The sequence below is a fragment of the Paraflavitalea sp. CAU 1676 genome, assembly GCF_029223285.1.
Taxonomy (GTDB): domain Bacteria; phylum Bacteroidota; class Bacteroidia; order Chitinophagales; family Chitinophagaceae; genus Paraflavitalea.
In genome coordinates, this window is sequence record NZ_JARHUJ010000010.1 from 23,998 (window position 1) to 38,333 (window position 14,336).

The following is a 14,336-nucleotide window of genomic DNA, read 5'->3' on the forward strand; positions in this document are numbered from 1 at the left end:
AAAACCTGTATCATGCAAATAAGAAACTTCTATACAACCCTCACCGGTTGCGGACTCGCACTGTTGCTGGCGACCGGTTGCGATAAAGATTATTGGACTACTGACGTGGAAACCACCATTACACCCGTAACGGTGAATGCGCCGGCCAACAATGTATCGCTGGCCCTCGATCCGCTCAGCAATGCGGTGGTGAACTTCGAATGGTCGGCCGCGAAAACAGGCAATCAAACCCCGGTGTATTATAAAGTGCTGTTTGCTACAGAAGGCGGCAGCTTCGCCAAACCCGTTTCCAGCTTTATACCTACGGCGATGGGTACCAAAAATGTGCTGACGCTTTCGCACCGCGACCTCAATAAGGTGGCCAATGCTGCCGGCATCAAGGCGCTTGCGAAAGGCAAGGTGAAGTGGACGGTAGTGGCCTCCAATGGCGTGGCTTCCGATACTTCGAAAGAACTGCGGGTGCTGGAACTGGAGCGTCCCGGCGGCTTTGCCGAAAACCCGGCCGAAGTGTTCATCACCGGCGCTGCTACAGAAGCGGGCACCGATGCCAGCAAGGCGATACGACTGAAGAAATTGTCGGACGGTGTGTTTGAATTGTATACTTCTTTGGACGCCGGCACTTACCAGTTTATCGACAAGGTGAGCGGTACACCGGTATCTTTTGTGCTCGATGGTGCCTTGATCAAAGAAGGCACGGCGGGGAATAGTCCGGCCAGCAGCAAAACTGCTTACCGCATCAACATCGACTTCAATACAGCCACTGCCAGCTTAACCGAGATACAGGAAGTTGGGTTGTGGTTTGCAGGCTACAACAAGGTAACGCAGTTGCTAACCTACGATGCGGGTGGTGTGTGGAAAGCGGCCGACCTAGCCATCGTGTTCAAGCAGGAGGCCTGGGGCAAGGATGAGCGGTACAAATTCCGCGTGGTAGAGAAAGATATGAGCGGTAATGTGAAGAACGTATTCCAGGCCAGCGCTACCAAAGACAACGGTAAACCTACGAGCAGCACGGTGGCGAGTTATTGGTACTTCAAATCGAACGACGCTTCGCAGTGGGATTATACCTACAAGTTTGAGAAGGAAGCGCCGAAGGCCGATATCCTCGTAAAATTCACCGGTGATAATTACACGCACCAGATAGTCTATAAATAATTCATGTACCAGGGAAGTCGACGTTGGTTGAGTCGCACAACCAGCGGTGGGGCAGCAGCCGACCGGATTGGATCCATGATCCGGTCAACAGCAACGGTTGGTTAGCCGGCCGGCTGAACCCCCAAAGGCTTCCCTGGTCACTTTAAAACTTATTATATGCAATCGACCTATACATTACTGCTGGCAGGCGCTGTACTGCTGACTGCCTGCGAAAAGAAAGACCGTTATCCCGACAAGCCCAATACACAACCGGAGGAGAAACCCTTCGTGTACGATTTCGTGCAGTCGGCCGATAAAGCACAACAGGCTTTGAATACGCAATTCTGGTCGGTCAATGAACAGTATTACAACCAGAACAACGACGGACATACCGGCTTTAATTATTGGTGGAATGCCCATGCACTCGATGTGCTGGTAGATGGGTATGTGCGCACCAATGATGCGGCTTATGTAACGAAGATGAATGCGCTGTACGATGGCATGTACAAGAAGAACGGCAATAAATGGACCAACAATTTCTACGATGATATGGAGTGGATGGCGCTGGCCTGCCTGCGGGCCTATGCGGCTACGAACGACGCCAAGTTCAAGACGTTGGCCGAATCGCTGTGGACGACCATCAAAGGTGGCTGGACGACGGTGAACGGTGGCGGCATCATGTGGGAGAAGAATTCACCGGCTTCCAAAAATGCCTGCAGCAACGGACCGGCCATCATACTCGCTGTTCGCCTGTACAAACTGAATGGCAAACAGGACGACCTCGACTGGGCAAAGAAGATCTATACCTGGCAACGAGCCAACCTGGTAGAAGCAGCGCGTGGCATCGTGTGGGATGGGTTTGGCAATTTCAACGAAGGCATGGTGCTTACTTACAATCAGGGCACCTGGCTGGGCGGCGCGCTCGAACTGTATACCATCACCAACGACGAGCAGATGCGCAAGGATGCCATCCGCACGGCCAACTATATCATGAACGACCCTGTGAAGTTTTCGCCTAAGGGGATACTCAAGGGGGAGAATACCGGTGATGGTGGTTTGTTCAAGGGCATCTTTATCCGCTATTTTGTGCAGCTTATTCAATTGGGTAAGCTCGATGACTATGCCAGGGGCCAGTACCTGCAATACCTGCAACGCAATGGCGAAAGCCTGGTACGGTATGCAACGCTGCAGCCCGACAATGTTTTTCAGCCCAACTGGAATGCGCTGCCCACCACCAATAAACTTGATTGCTCGGTGCAACTGAGCGGACTCATGCTGCTGGAAGCCATCAATGAGTTGAAGCGGGCGGGTATTTTGAAATAATGTTTGTGTTTGAACCATAGCTCTCGTTATTCCTTATGAAACAGTTGTTCCTGATGCTGGCAGGTTGCGTAAGCGGCCTGCTGGCTTTGGGTACGCCGCCCGATACGAGTGTGCGTACCCCTAAAGATGATTACTGGACGGCGCCGCAGGCGCCGTATGCAGCCCGCAAGGCTTTGTACTTACAATACTGTGCCGCCAATGACCAAACCGGTGGCCGGGATGGTGTCTTTAGCCAGATCGCCCGACTGGAATTGAGACTGCCGGTGAATGAAGACTTGGTGCGCGAGGGCATCGCCTTCGTGTACACGGGCAAAGACTGCAATGATTTTACCATTGGCGGTATGGTGCGGTTGCTGTATCTGAATAAGCAGCGCAAGGCCTTGTCTGCTTCGCTGGTAAAGGACATAGAAAAATGCCTGCTCGATTTCAAATACTGGTGGGATGAGCCATTGGCCGATATTCAATACCGCTGTTACCATACCGAAAACCACCAGGGGCTTTACCATAGCAATGAATTACTGGCTGGTCAACTCCTGGCGGATAGTGTATTCCGCAATGGTAAGAGCGGTTTGCAACACCAGCAACATGCCCTGGAGCGCCTGGAGCGGTGGATGCAATACCGCAGCCGCTTTGGGTTCAGTGAGTGGCTCTCGAATGCCTATTATGATGTGGAGCTGATGATACTGACCAACCTGCACGACTTTGCGGCAAGCGAAGCCCTGCGCAAGCGGGCTGGTTTGCTGCTCGATATGCTGACCTACGATATGGCCGTCAACAATTACCGGGGGGTGTTTGGATCTACGCATGGGCGTGGCTATTCGCAACATATTCGTGGTGGTAGGGTAGAGTCTACATCGCCTTCCATGAAGATACTGTTTGGCGTAGGCGTGTTCCATACGCCGGTTTCCCTGGGCGCGGTGTCGCTCGCTACGAGTGACTATCGTTGTCCATCGCTTATTGAAAATATAGCCACCGATTATGTAGTCACCCTGCGCAGCCGCCAGCGGCAAAGCATCGAGGTGGCCGATGCAGCACAATATGGATTGAAGTATGAGGAGGAGCTCACCACCCATTTGTTCTGGGGCATGCAGGAGTTCATTCACCCGCAGGTGGTGCGTATGTCGAAGCAGTTATCGGAGCAATACAATACCTGGCCTTATAAGAACTACGAGCATTACATCAAGCAATACGATCAGCAGGTGCAACAGCACGGACGGGTGGTGAATAACCGGCTCGACCGCTTCGCTTTATCCGAAGCGAATATCGAAACCTATCGCACGCCGCATTACATGCTGAGCAGTGTGCAGGATTACCGCAAAGGCGCGGTCGGTTACCAGCAGCATATCTGGCAGGCTACGCTGGGCGTGGATGCGGTGGTGTTTACGAACAGTCCGGGTTCAAAAGACCCCATGGGCGTGTGCCCCAATTTTTGGGCGGGCAATGTATCGATGCCGCGTACGGTGCAACACAAAAATGTATTGATCAGTATATACCGCATTCCGGCTAAGGCTTCTCAGCCTTATTCGCATGCTTATTTTCCGCGGGCTGCTTTTGAGGAGGTGGTGGAGCAGGGGAGCTGGGTCTTTGCCCGTAAGGACAGCGGCTACCTGGCGTTGTATGCCGCGCAGCCAATGCAGTGGATGCGTGATACAGCGGGTGCGCTGAATGAGTGGCGGGCGTTGACGCCCGATAACAGCTGGATCTGTGAAATGGGTTCGCAAAAGGAGTGGAAGACCTTTGCCGCTTTTGTGAAAGCGATCGGCGCTGCAATTGTAGTTAGCGATACGGCTGGTGTACAGTATCATTCGCCCAGGGCAGGTGTAGTAAGTGTGGGATGGGAGGCACCATTCGTGGTGAATGGGGTGGAGCAGTCGCTCAGTAAGTATCCCCGTTTTGAAAACCAATATTCGATGGTGGCTTTCGATGCGCCACAGGTTAGTATTAAGAAGGATGGTCAGGAGCTGGTGTTGGACTTTGCCAGTGGTGAGCGGCAGGAGCGTGTGGCGGTTCGCGATAGGGCGAAGGGCCGGGCAAAGGCTGGCGTTGGAGAAGACCGTAGTGCCGCGGAAAATCGCGAAGCCAGTAAGGGTAGCGAGAAAAAAGGCGTTTTAAAAGCTGGCAGGGTAGAAGCCCAGGGCGGCCTCACCAACTGGCCAAAAGGCTTTGCGCCACAGGAGGTGGGCAGGCGATTGATCGACCGCTTCATTGCCACGCCACATACCAATTTCGGCATGCCTGGTCCGCCGGGATCTATCACCTATTCAGAAGTGTGCACCTGGCTGGGCGCCCTGCGCGTAGCCGGCACCCTGCGCGACAAACGATCGATGGGTTTGCTGGAAGAGCGTTTTAAGCCACTCCTGTATGCAAAGAACAAGCTGCAGCCCAGGCCCGACCATGTGGACCATACCGTATTCGGCACCGTGCCGCTGGAGCTGTACCGGCAAACGGGCAATACCCTCTACCGCGATATGGGGTTGTGGTTTGCCGACGAGCAATGGAAACTGCCGGCCAATGCCCTGCCAGAATATTCCCGCCTGCTCGATAACGGTTACAGCTGGCAAACACGTCTTTGGATCGACGACATGTTCATGATCACGGCCATTCAGTCGCAGGCTTATCGTGTTACGCAGCAGCGTAGCTACATCGACCGGGCCGCGCATGAAATGATCTTGTACCTCGATTCCATCCAGCGGCCCAATGGGTTGTTTTACCACGCGGCCGATGTGCCCGTATTCTGGGGGCGTGGCAATGGCTGGATGGCGGCAGGCATGACGGAATTGTTGAAGGCCCTGCCGAAAGACAATGCCAACCGGCCGCGCATCCTGGCGGCTTACCGCACCATGATGGCGACGCTAAAAGACCACCAGCGGGCCGATGGCATGTGGGGACAGTTGGTGGATGATCCGCAGTCCTGGGCCGAATCGTCGTGCACCGGTATGTTTGCCTATGCCCTGATCACGGGCGTAAAGCAGGGCTGGCTCGATAAAAAGACCTACGAGCCGGTGGCCCGCAAGGCCTGGCTGGCCCTGGTGACCTATATCGATGAGCAGGGTGATGTGCGGGAGGTGTGTGAGGGTACCAATAAAAAGAACGACCGGCAATTTTACCTCGACCGGCGGCGTATTACGGGCGATATGCATGGGCAGGCCCCGGTTTTGTGGTGTGTGGCAGCATTGTTATAATTTGTTATATTGCGTAGCTAAAACGGTATAGTTTAGGCGTTCAGCCTGTATTCACCACAAACACTTGCAGTTATGAAAAGAAGAATGTTCCTTCAGCAAACGGGCCTTGCAGGCGCCGGTTTATTTATGGGTCCGGTTTTGTCGATGGCTTCCACCACGGGTGGCGCGCCGCTGGCTCCGCAATCATTTCCCGTTGTGCGTATCCCCGCCGATAAACGCCATTTCTCCAGCGCAGCAGTAGAAAAAGCCATTGCTGAGTTCAAAGCCAAGGTAAAGAACCCCGAACTGGGCTGGCTGTTTGAGAATTGCTTTCCCAATACACTCGATACTACAGTATACCATACCACGAAAGATGGTCGTCCGGATACTTACGTGATCACCGGCGATATCGATGCCATGTGGCTGCGCGACAGCAGTGCCCAGGTGTGGCCCTATATGCAATTCGTGAAGGAAGATGAGCCCCTGAAGCAATTGATCGCGGGTGTCATCAACCACCAAACGGCCTGCGTATTGAAAGATCCGTTTGCGAACGCCTTCTACAACGATCCCAATAAACGCGGTGAGTGGACCAAAGACCACACCGATATGAAACCCGGCGTGCATGAGCGCAAATGGGAGATCGATTCGCTGTGTTATACCATCCGGCTGGCTTACCATTACTGGAAATCGACCGGCGATACGTCACCTTTCGATGCCCAATGGCAGGAAGCCATCAAAACCATCCTGGCTACCTTCCGCGATCAGCAAAGGAAGAAAGACAATGGTAAATACAAATTCCAGCGCACCACCCCATTCGCTACCGATACATTGCCCATGAATGGATATGGTTACCCGGTTAAGCCAGTTGGCCTCATCTGCTCGGCCTTTCGCCCCAGCGATGATGCTACCGTGTATTCCTTCCTCATCCCGGCCAACTTCTTTGCCGTAGTGAGCCTGCGCCAGGCCGCAGAAATGATCACAGCCATTGCAAAGGATGCAAAGACTGCCGGTGAGTTAAAGGCCCTGGCCGATGAAGTAGAGAAAGCCTTACAACAATATGCCATCGTAGATCATAAGACCTTTGGTAAGGTCTATGCTTACGAAGTAAATGGCTTTGGCAGCTTCAACCTCATGGATGATGCCAATGTGCCCAGCCTCTTGAGCCTGCCTTACCTGGGTGCGATCAAGGATACCGATCCTATCTACCGCAATACGCGCCGCCTGGTATTGAGCAGCGAGAATCCTTTCTTCTTCAAAGGAAAGGCCGGTGAAGGCATTGGTGGTCCGCACGTAGGGCAGGATATGATCTGGCCCATGGCCATCACCATGCGTGGTTTAACGAGCAAGGACCCTGCAGAGATCAAAGCCTGCATCAGCCTGCTGCAGAAAACACATGGCGATACGGGTTTTATGCACGAAGCCTTTCACAAAGACGATCCAACGAAATTTACCCGTAAGTGGTTTGCCTGGGCCAATACCCTGTTTGGCGAATTCTTATGGAAGACGTATAAAACACAACCTGCCCTGCTGGGATAATCAACAGCGGGCGCCTTTTTCCGCAACCGAATAATTATGATAAAACATTTACTGGCTGGCAGCCTCCTCGCAGGCTGCTGTAGCCACGCTTTTGCCCAAAAGAAATACGATCTGGCTTCTCCCGATAAGTCGGTCCAGCTCAGCATTACCATTGGCGACAGCATTCGTTATGCCGCTACGCTGGATGGTAAACTACTGATGGAGCCGGCCACCGTGCATTTCCAAACCAGTGCCGATAAACCCGGCACCTGGAAGGTGAGCAAAGCATTGACGAGTACGAAAGATGAAGTGCTGAAGCCGGTGGTGCAGCAGAAAAGCGCTGAAGTACGCGACCACTACAATCAATTGCACCTCGACTTCGCCAATGGCTTGGGTCTTGAGTGGAGGGCATACGATAACGGCATTGCCTGGCATTGGATTACCAATCACAAGGCTGAGTATACCGTGCTGAACGAGCAGGCACTATTTGGCTTCGAGGCGCTGGGCAGGGCCTGGTATCCGCAGGAAGATGGTTTCTTCAGTCATAATGAACGGCAATACCGCAACTACCGCATCGATAGTATCGGGGAGAATAAACTGGCCAGCCTGCCCGCCTTGTTCGAAGTGCGCGGTGCAAAGTTGCTCATCACCGAATCGTCTTTGTTCAACTATGCAGGCATGTGGCTGCGGGGCAAAGGCAATGGTCAGCTGCAAGGGGTGTTTCCCAACTATCCCAAAGAAAAGAAAGTAACGAGCGACCGCGATGAGCAGGTGCGCAGCCGCGAGGAATACATTGCCCGCATCAATGGGGCGCAATCTTTTCCCTGGCGTATCGTGATGATCGCGCGTACAGACAAGGATATGCTTACCAATCAATTGCCTTATCAGCTGGGCCGTCCGGCAACGGGCGACTACAGTTGGGTGAAGCCGGGTAAGGTGCAGTGGGACTGGTGGCATTACAACAATATCTATGGGGTGGATTTCCGTGCGGGCATCAATAATGAAACTTACAAGTATTATATCGACTTCGCCGCGAAATATGGCATCGAGTACGTGTTGCTCGATGAGGGTTGGTGCGATACGCGCGACCTGCTGAAGCAATCACCGGGTATCAATGTGGAAGAACTGGCCAACTATGCGCGGTCAAAGAAGGTAGACCTCTTACTGTGGACGAGCTGGCTGGTGCTGGATCGTCAGCTGGATACTGCTTTGTCACTGTTCGAGCGTTGGGGCATCAAGGGCATTAAGGTAGATTTTATGCAGCGCGACGACCAGGATATGGTGAACTATTATGAGCGCGTATCTCAACAGGCGGCGAAGCATAAACTGTTGGTGGATTTTCATGGAGCGTATAAACCGACGGGCTGGCTGCGTACCTATCCCAATGTAATGACCAGCGAAGGGGTGCTCGGCAACGAGATCAGCAAGTTTGCCGGTTCTATCGATCCCGATCATACCACTACGTTGCCATTTACCCGTATGGCAGCGGGCCCGATGGACTTTACGCCGGGTGGCATGATCAATGTGCAGAAGAATGCTTTTGCCTCAGTACCGGGCGAGCCCATGACGCTGGGCACGCGTTGCAATCAACTGGCGATGTATGTGCTGTATGAGAGTCCGCTCCAGATGTTGTGCGATATGCCTACGCATTATTACCGCGAGCCGGAGGCGATGGAGTTCTTACGTCGTGTGCCGGCGGTGTGGGCGCAAACCATACCCTTACACGCCAAGGTAGGCGATTATGCCGCCGTGGCGCGGCAGGCGTTAAATGGTGAATGGTTTGTAGGGGCTATGACCGACTGGACACCGCGTGAGTTGAGCCTCGACCTGAGCTTTTTGCCCGACGGGCAATACCGCATGTATGTGTGGAAGGATGGCGTGAATGCAGACCGCAATGCCAAGGATTTTGTGATGGAGATGTTTACGGTAGATCGTTCCAAACGCCTTACGATGAAGTTGGCGAAGGGTGGGGGCTTTGTGGCGCGGATCAGCAAACAATAGAGAGGGGCCTAAGCGAGCCTGGTTCGTAGCGGTTTCAACGCCCGCGAATAGCCGGAGCAGGAGCCCATTACAAAGAAGCAGTTTTCAGTTAGACTATAGCAGCAGCCGGTGGAGGGAACAGCAGCCCGAAGCCGGCTTTTTATATCCACACCATTGATCTTCAGCGGTTTTTGATCTATCTTTGACGCGTTTATGAGAAGTTTTGAAGATTCATATCGTCACAAGGGGATGCGGGCGCAGCTCGTTAAGTTATTGAAGGAGAAAGGGATTACCGACGAGCGGGTGCTTACCGCCATTTCGAATATACCCCGGCATTATTTCATGGATTCTGCGTTCGATAAGATCGCTTATGAAGACCGCGCTTTTCCCATCGCGGCCGATCAAACCATTTCCCAGCCTTATACGGTAGCTTATCAATCGCAGCTGCTCGATATCAAACCCTACGAAAAAGTGCTGGAAATTGGCACCGGCAGTGGCTACCAGGCCATTGTGTTGGGTGAGCTGCAGGCGATGGTGTACACCATCGAGCGGCAAAAGAAACTCTTCGACGAACACCGCAAATTTGTGCTCCGCGGTAAATACCCCAATATTAAATACTTCTATGGCGACGGTTTCGAGGGGCTGCCTACGTATGGTCCGTTCGATAAGGTGATCATCACCGCCGCTGCGCCGTTCATTCCGCCCAAACTGATCCAGCAAATGAAAGTGGGGGCCAGGATGGTCATCCCCGTAGGCGAAGGCAATGTGCAACGCATGTTACGCCTCACCAAGCTGGCCGATGGCACCACCCGGGAAGAAGTGTTCGAGAACTTCTCATTTGTGCCCATGCTGGAAGGGAAGAATAATTAATGGTGATTGTTGGATAAGGAACGTATGCCTCTTTTTGACTGCAAACTACTGTGGTCATAAAAAAAGTCTATTGACCAAGCTCCAACTGATTTCGTACCAGCTCAAAATACCTGCCTTTCTCCCGCGTGAGGCTTTCGTGATCACCAATGCCTGCAATCTGGCCCTTTTCAAGTACGATGATCTGGTCGGCGTTCCGTACGGTACTAAGCCGGTGGGCGATCACCACCACTGTTTTGCCGCGGTAAAAGGCCTGTAAGTTCTCCATTATTTGCCTTTCGGTCCTGGCATCCAGGCTACTGGTAGCTTCATCGAAAAACAGGTATTGCGGATCTTTGAATACCGCCCGGGCAATCAGTATGCGTTGTTTCTCTCCGCCGCTTAGTTCCAGCCCTGTTTTGCCGATCTTCGTATGGTATCCCATCGGCAAAGATTCCACGAATGGTGCTAAACAGGCTATATGCAAGGCCTTCATCAGCCTGGCGTCATCCGGTGATCCCTCCGCCAGCGATATGTTCTCTGCGATCGTACCCGAGAAAATATATCCATCCTGCATCACTACTCCGCATCGTTTTCTCCAGGCATTGTTGTCGAGTTCCTGGAGCGGCTCCAGACCCAGGAAGATTGTTCCCTGTTGTGGCTGGTAAAAAGCCAACAACAACTTGAGCAAGGATGTTTTGCCCGAGCCGGAGGTGCCTACGATGGCGGTAACTTTTCCCGCAGGAATAGCAAAGGAAATATTCTTCAGCACGTTACGTTGTTGAGCGCCTGCAAACCGAAACGACACATTGTCGAAACGAAAACCATGGGCAAGGGTGCCGGTTGGGATGCTCTTATTGATGGATACTTCATCTTCCCGTTGCCATATCTCATCCAACCGCTGAAAGGAAAGCTGCGACTGCTGCAACGACTGTAGAAATATCATCAGTCTGTCGATGGACCCCGATATCAAAGCGATGATGTAACCCACAGACAGCATCGTACCAATCGTCATGCTTTGGTGGATCACCCAATAAGCACACAAAAAGTTCATTCCCACATTTTTGAGTTGCGTCAAAACCTGTACACCCGATTGCTCATAAGCATGCAAATACAAACCACGTTTCTTAATGCCATATATGCGCGTTTGTAACGCTTCCCATTGCTTTACCTTTTGTTGCTGGGCGGCATTTACTTTGATCTCCAGCATCCCCGCTATCATTTCATTGACCAGCAGGTGATTTTCGGCGGAGGTATGAAAACTACTGTAATCCAGTTGGCTGCGGTGACGGTAAAACAACAGGAACCATCCCAGCGACAACAAGGTGAAAAACGTAAATACCAAACCTACCCAAACATTGAACAGGAACAATTGGATGCTTAGTAATAGGATCAATACCAGCGAAAAGACAGCTTGTACCCACTCCTCCGATAAGAATTTTTCGATCCGGCGCTGGTCTTCTATACGCTGGTATAAACTGGAGGGAACCCCGTTGTCAAAAAAAGAAACCGGTAACCGCACCACTTTAAGCAACAGATCGGTAATCATTCGCCTCGACACCTTCATGCTCAATTCAACCCGCACCCAGTCTCTGATAAAGTTGAAAATGCTGCCGCTAATGATCAATACGACCTGGAACCACAGCATCGTCCACAATACAGATAGATTTTTACCTTGTACGCCGCTGTCAACCATCTTTTTCATCAACTGGGGGAACACATAAGCGATCACGCTACCTGCCATCAGCGAAATGATCAGTACCCATAAAAAGCGATATTGATCCCGCAATGCGCGACGGTAAAATCCCAGGGTCTTCCCGAGTGTCGTCGCAAATGCCGTTCTGGGAAATTGTCTTTCTCTAAAATCCTCCGTGGTTGAAAAAGTTAATAATACGCCCTTATCATTGTCCTGCTTCCAGTACTGGTTGAAAGATTCTTTGTCAATCCTGATCTTCCCGTACGTAGGGTCAGAAATATAGAAATGCCTTTTTGAGATACGATACAATACCACAAAGTGATCCTGCTTCCAGTGCAGGATACAGGGCAGCACAGCAGACATTCGTAAGCCTGCTTCTGTGGCCCGCAGTACCGTTGATTTCAGTGACAACTGGCTGGCTGCCTCAACAAGATCGAGCATGCTTACCCCGGCACGTGTTGGATCGCACAGGTTCCTGAGATATTTCAGGTCACAGGATTTACCATAGTATTGGAGGATTATTTTGAGGCAGGTAGGTCCGCAGTCGCTTTGCTCTACCTGGAAATAGTGGGGGAAATGGCTCACGTGGCAGCATTAAGGATTAAAATAACCAAGGTAGGTCAGGGTAACATCCACTGTAGTCCTGTTCATCGTTGATCCGTCATGAACACAATTATCCGTAGGGGCAATGTAATAGGAATAAGCAGGCTGTTTGATCCTGACCAATGGGTAGGTTGGATAGTGTCTGAAAAAAACATCTGGCAGCGTGAACTGGCTTACGCCCTTTTCAAGGGGGTCTTTTTCCTGCACCATCCGCAAGATATCTTTAACCGACAGGTCAAGGAAAATAAGGTACCGTGGCTCATGGGTAATGTTGATGCACAACCTGTTTTTTGAACTTTCTGCTTTATCCAGTGTGATACCTTTGGATGAATCGAGGTGCAGACCCAGGAATTGAATATAGCCCTCCTCGTCTTTCCTCGATCCGGTGGTGTACAACCCTGGTAACATGCTGGCCAGTTTATATAACTCAGTTTCTGCTACAACATGCCGGTTGATCACGGGAAACAATTGTTCGGAAAGCCGATTCACGAGGTCGGCTTTCTCCTTAAAGAGGTCCAGTAATCGGTCTTTCACTCCTATCTGCTCTATTCCCAATTGTTGTATCAGGTCGATCACATTGTCTGGTAGCGAATACAATCCCACTGTATTAAAGAAAGTGCTGCTCCCGGCATCGAAATGGCTCCTGTATTCATATCCGGTGGCTACCCAGTCGTTGACAGGAATATACGATCCTGGCCGATAGTAGGCACCCGCCGGTGCCTGATCGTTGGTGGCTGGCATAACGCCGCTATTGAGGGCCACCTCTGTATCCTGCCGGATGCTATCTGCTATATATAATTGAATGGATTTGTTCATGCGACTTCGGTTTTAAATGATTCGAGCAAATAGAAATCATTGAAATAAGCGCTTTTCTCCAGGGCGGCTTCATTTTCCTGGTTGATCCGGTTCCACAGCTCTTCCGATGCGGTGTTTTTCATGTCTTCTTCTACCAGGCCGATCATGTGTTTTATGAGGTTACAGTAAACCGAAGGATTGTTGAAACCGTTTACTTTGCTGTACCGGTGCGGCAAATAACCACCTCCGCAAATATGCCGTTTGTCGCACTGCTGGCAGGTGGTGCAAAGATGCTGATGGCTATGGTAATACAGACTGATGTTTTCTTCCATAAAGATATCGGCGATCTCATTTTTATGGATGTTGATGCTGGATGCGGTAATACCGCTCTTGCAGCTTTTTAAGGTATCAACGGTTTCCAGGTCACCATTCGTTTCAACGATCAGCGACCCGCATTTGGTGATGCCCATTTGCTCATGGCCTTCATATATGCCGGCCTTTAGCCCAAGAATGGAATAAAAGAACAACAGCAAAGGTTTCCCCTGGTCATGGTCTTCCTTCCACAGCCGGTACAATCCTTCCAGTAAGGCAATGAACTTCTGCTCATCTTCCTGCTTATAAGTTTCAAAGGTGTGGAGTGGTAACAAGGTATTGACCAGGCCCACTTTGAGGTCCTTATATAAAGCATACAGGTCCGGGGCCTGCTCTTCTGGATTCAGTACCGTAATAAGCCCGAGCTTTTTGATAGAGAGCATCTTCAGGTTACGGTATATTTCATCAAAACTTCCTTTTCCCGATTTGTATATCCGGAATTGATCGTGGATGTCTTTTGTACCGTCTATGGTAACGCCAATGTCGATCTCATGTTTGTCGAGGAAATCGATCCATGCTTCGGTCAGCAAGGTGCCGTTGGTTTGAAGGGTCATGGAGTAATAGATACCCTGCCCTTTCAGGTGTTCGTCCAGGAGCGCTTTGGTGGCCGTAAAAAAAGAAGGGTTCACTAAAAGCGGCTCTCCGCCATGAAAAACAATGATCACATTCTTAACGCCCGACTGCCTGGAGTAGGTGGCGATCTTCCGGCACAAAACCTCCATGGTATCATTGCTCATGAACCTGGGCTGTTTTTTATAGGATGAATCTTCCAAATTGTACATGTAGCAATACGTGCAATTGATGTTGCACCTGCTGGCTATTTTAATAACATAGGTGTTGATAGGCATAAGGCAACAGTTGGATAAGGTGAAAGAAAAAGCTGTTCCCGTGCAGGGAACAGCTTTTATACCTAA

Annotated in this window: 9 protein-coding genes; 6 read left to right on the plus strand and 3 right to left on the minus strand. The window is 51.2% G+C overall.

All coding sequences use genetic code 11. The features are described from left to right. The first annotated feature begins 12 nt into the window (after positions 1-12). From P2H89_RS29280 to P2H89_RS29305, 6 genes are all read left to right on the plus strand, one after another. Positions 13-1,152, plus strand: coding sequence for a SusE domain-containing protein (locus P2H89_RS29280; RefSeq protein WP_275833892.1), 1,140 nt, complete (start codon positions 13-15; stop codon positions 1,150-1,152). A 156-nt stretch (positions 1,153-1,308) separates the two neighbouring features. After that, positions 1,309-2,454, plus strand: a complete 1,146-nt coding sequence (locus P2H89_RS29285) for a glycoside hydrolase family 76 protein (RefSeq protein ID WP_275833893.1) — start codon at positions 1,309-1,311, stop codon at positions 2,452-2,454. A 35-nt stretch (positions 2,455-2,489) separates the two neighbouring features. Then, the gene (locus tag P2H89_RS29290) at positions 2,490-5,636 is read left to right on the plus strand and encodes a glycoside hydrolase family 88 protein (protein ID WP_275833895.1); all 3,147 of its coding nucleotides are present in this window, start codon (positions 2,490-2,492) and stop codon (positions 5,634-5,636) included. Positions 5,637-5,708: 72 nt separating this feature from the next. Then, positions 5,709-7,151 (plus strand): glycoside hydrolase family 125 protein, encoded by a 1,443-nt coding sequence (locus tag P2H89_RS29295; protein WP_275833897.1) that lies wholly within the window; start codon positions 5,709-5,711, stop codon positions 7,149-7,151. Between the two features lie 36 nt (positions 7,152-7,187). Next, complete coding sequence (locus tag P2H89_RS29300; protein WP_275833899.1) at positions 7,188-9,131, plus strand: glycoside hydrolase family 97 protein; 1,944 nt, start codon at positions 7,188-7,190, stop codon at positions 9,129-9,131. A gap of 192 nt (positions 9,132-9,323) precedes the next feature. Beyond that, positions 9,324-9,980: a protein-L-isoaspartate(D-aspartate) O-methyltransferase gene (locus tag P2H89_RS29305; protein ID WP_275833901.1), complete on the plus strand. Its 657-nt coding sequence runs from the start codon at positions 9,324-9,326 to the stop codon at positions 9,978-9,980. 67 nt (positions 9,981-10,047) lie between these two features. Here the strand turns inward: P2H89_RS29305 and P2H89_RS29310 are convergent, their stop codons facing one another. The 3 genes from P2H89_RS29310 to P2H89_RS29320 are packed head-to-tail and all read right to left on the minus strand — an operon-like array spanning position 10,048 to position 14,270. Next, positions 10,048-12,237, minus strand: coding sequence for a peptidase domain-containing ABC transporter (locus tag P2H89_RS29310; RefSeq protein WP_275833903.1), 2,190 nt, complete (start codon positions 12,235-12,237; stop codon positions 10,048-10,050). A 9-nt stretch (positions 12,238-12,246) separates the two neighbouring features. Further along, positions 12,247-13,071 carry a hypothetical protein gene (locus P2H89_RS29315; RefSeq protein WP_275833905.1) on the minus strand — a complete coding sequence of 275 codons (825 nt, stop codon included), beginning with the start codon at positions 13,069-13,071 and terminating at the stop codon, positions 12,247-12,249. Beyond that, on the minus strand, positions 13,068-14,270 hold the full coding sequence (locus tag P2H89_RS29320) for a radical SAM protein (protein WP_275833907.1): 1,203 nt from the start codon (positions 14,268-14,270) through the stop codon (positions 13,068-13,070). Before P2H89_RS29320 ends, P2H89_RS29315 begins: the two co-directional genes overlap by 4 nt. Positions 14,271-14,336: the final 66 nt, after the last annotated feature.

Coding starts and splice junctions, on each gene's coding strand:
- P2H89_RS29305 (WP_275833901.1), top strand. CDS start 9,324: ATGAGAAGTTTTGAAGATTCATATCGTCACAAGGGGATGCGGGCGCAG.
- P2H89_RS29295 (WP_275833897.1), top strand. CDS start 5,709: ATGAAAAGAAGAATGTTCCTTCAGCAAACGGGCCTTGCAGGCGCCGGT.
- P2H89_RS29315 (WP_275833905.1), bottom strand. CDS start 13,071: ATGAACAAATCCATTCAATTATATATAGCAGATAGCATCCGGCAGGAT.
- P2H89_RS29320 (WP_275833907.1), bottom strand. CDS start 14,270: ATGCCTATCAACACCTATGTTATTAAAATAGCCAGCAGGTGCAACATC.
- P2H89_RS29280 (WP_275833892.1), top strand. CDS start 13: ATGCAAATAAGAAACTTCTATACAACCCTCACCGGTTGCGGACTCGCA.
- P2H89_RS29290 (WP_275833895.1), top strand. CDS start 2,490: ATGAAACAGTTGTTCCTGATGCTGGCAGGTTGCGTAAGCGGCCTGCTG.
- P2H89_RS29285 (WP_275833893.1), top strand. CDS start 1,309: ATGCAATCGACCTATACATTACTGCTGGCAGGCGCTGTACTGCTGACT.
- P2H89_RS29300 (WP_275833899.1), top strand. CDS start 7,188: ATGATAAAACATTTACTGGCTGGCAGCCTCCTCGCAGGCTGCTGTAGC.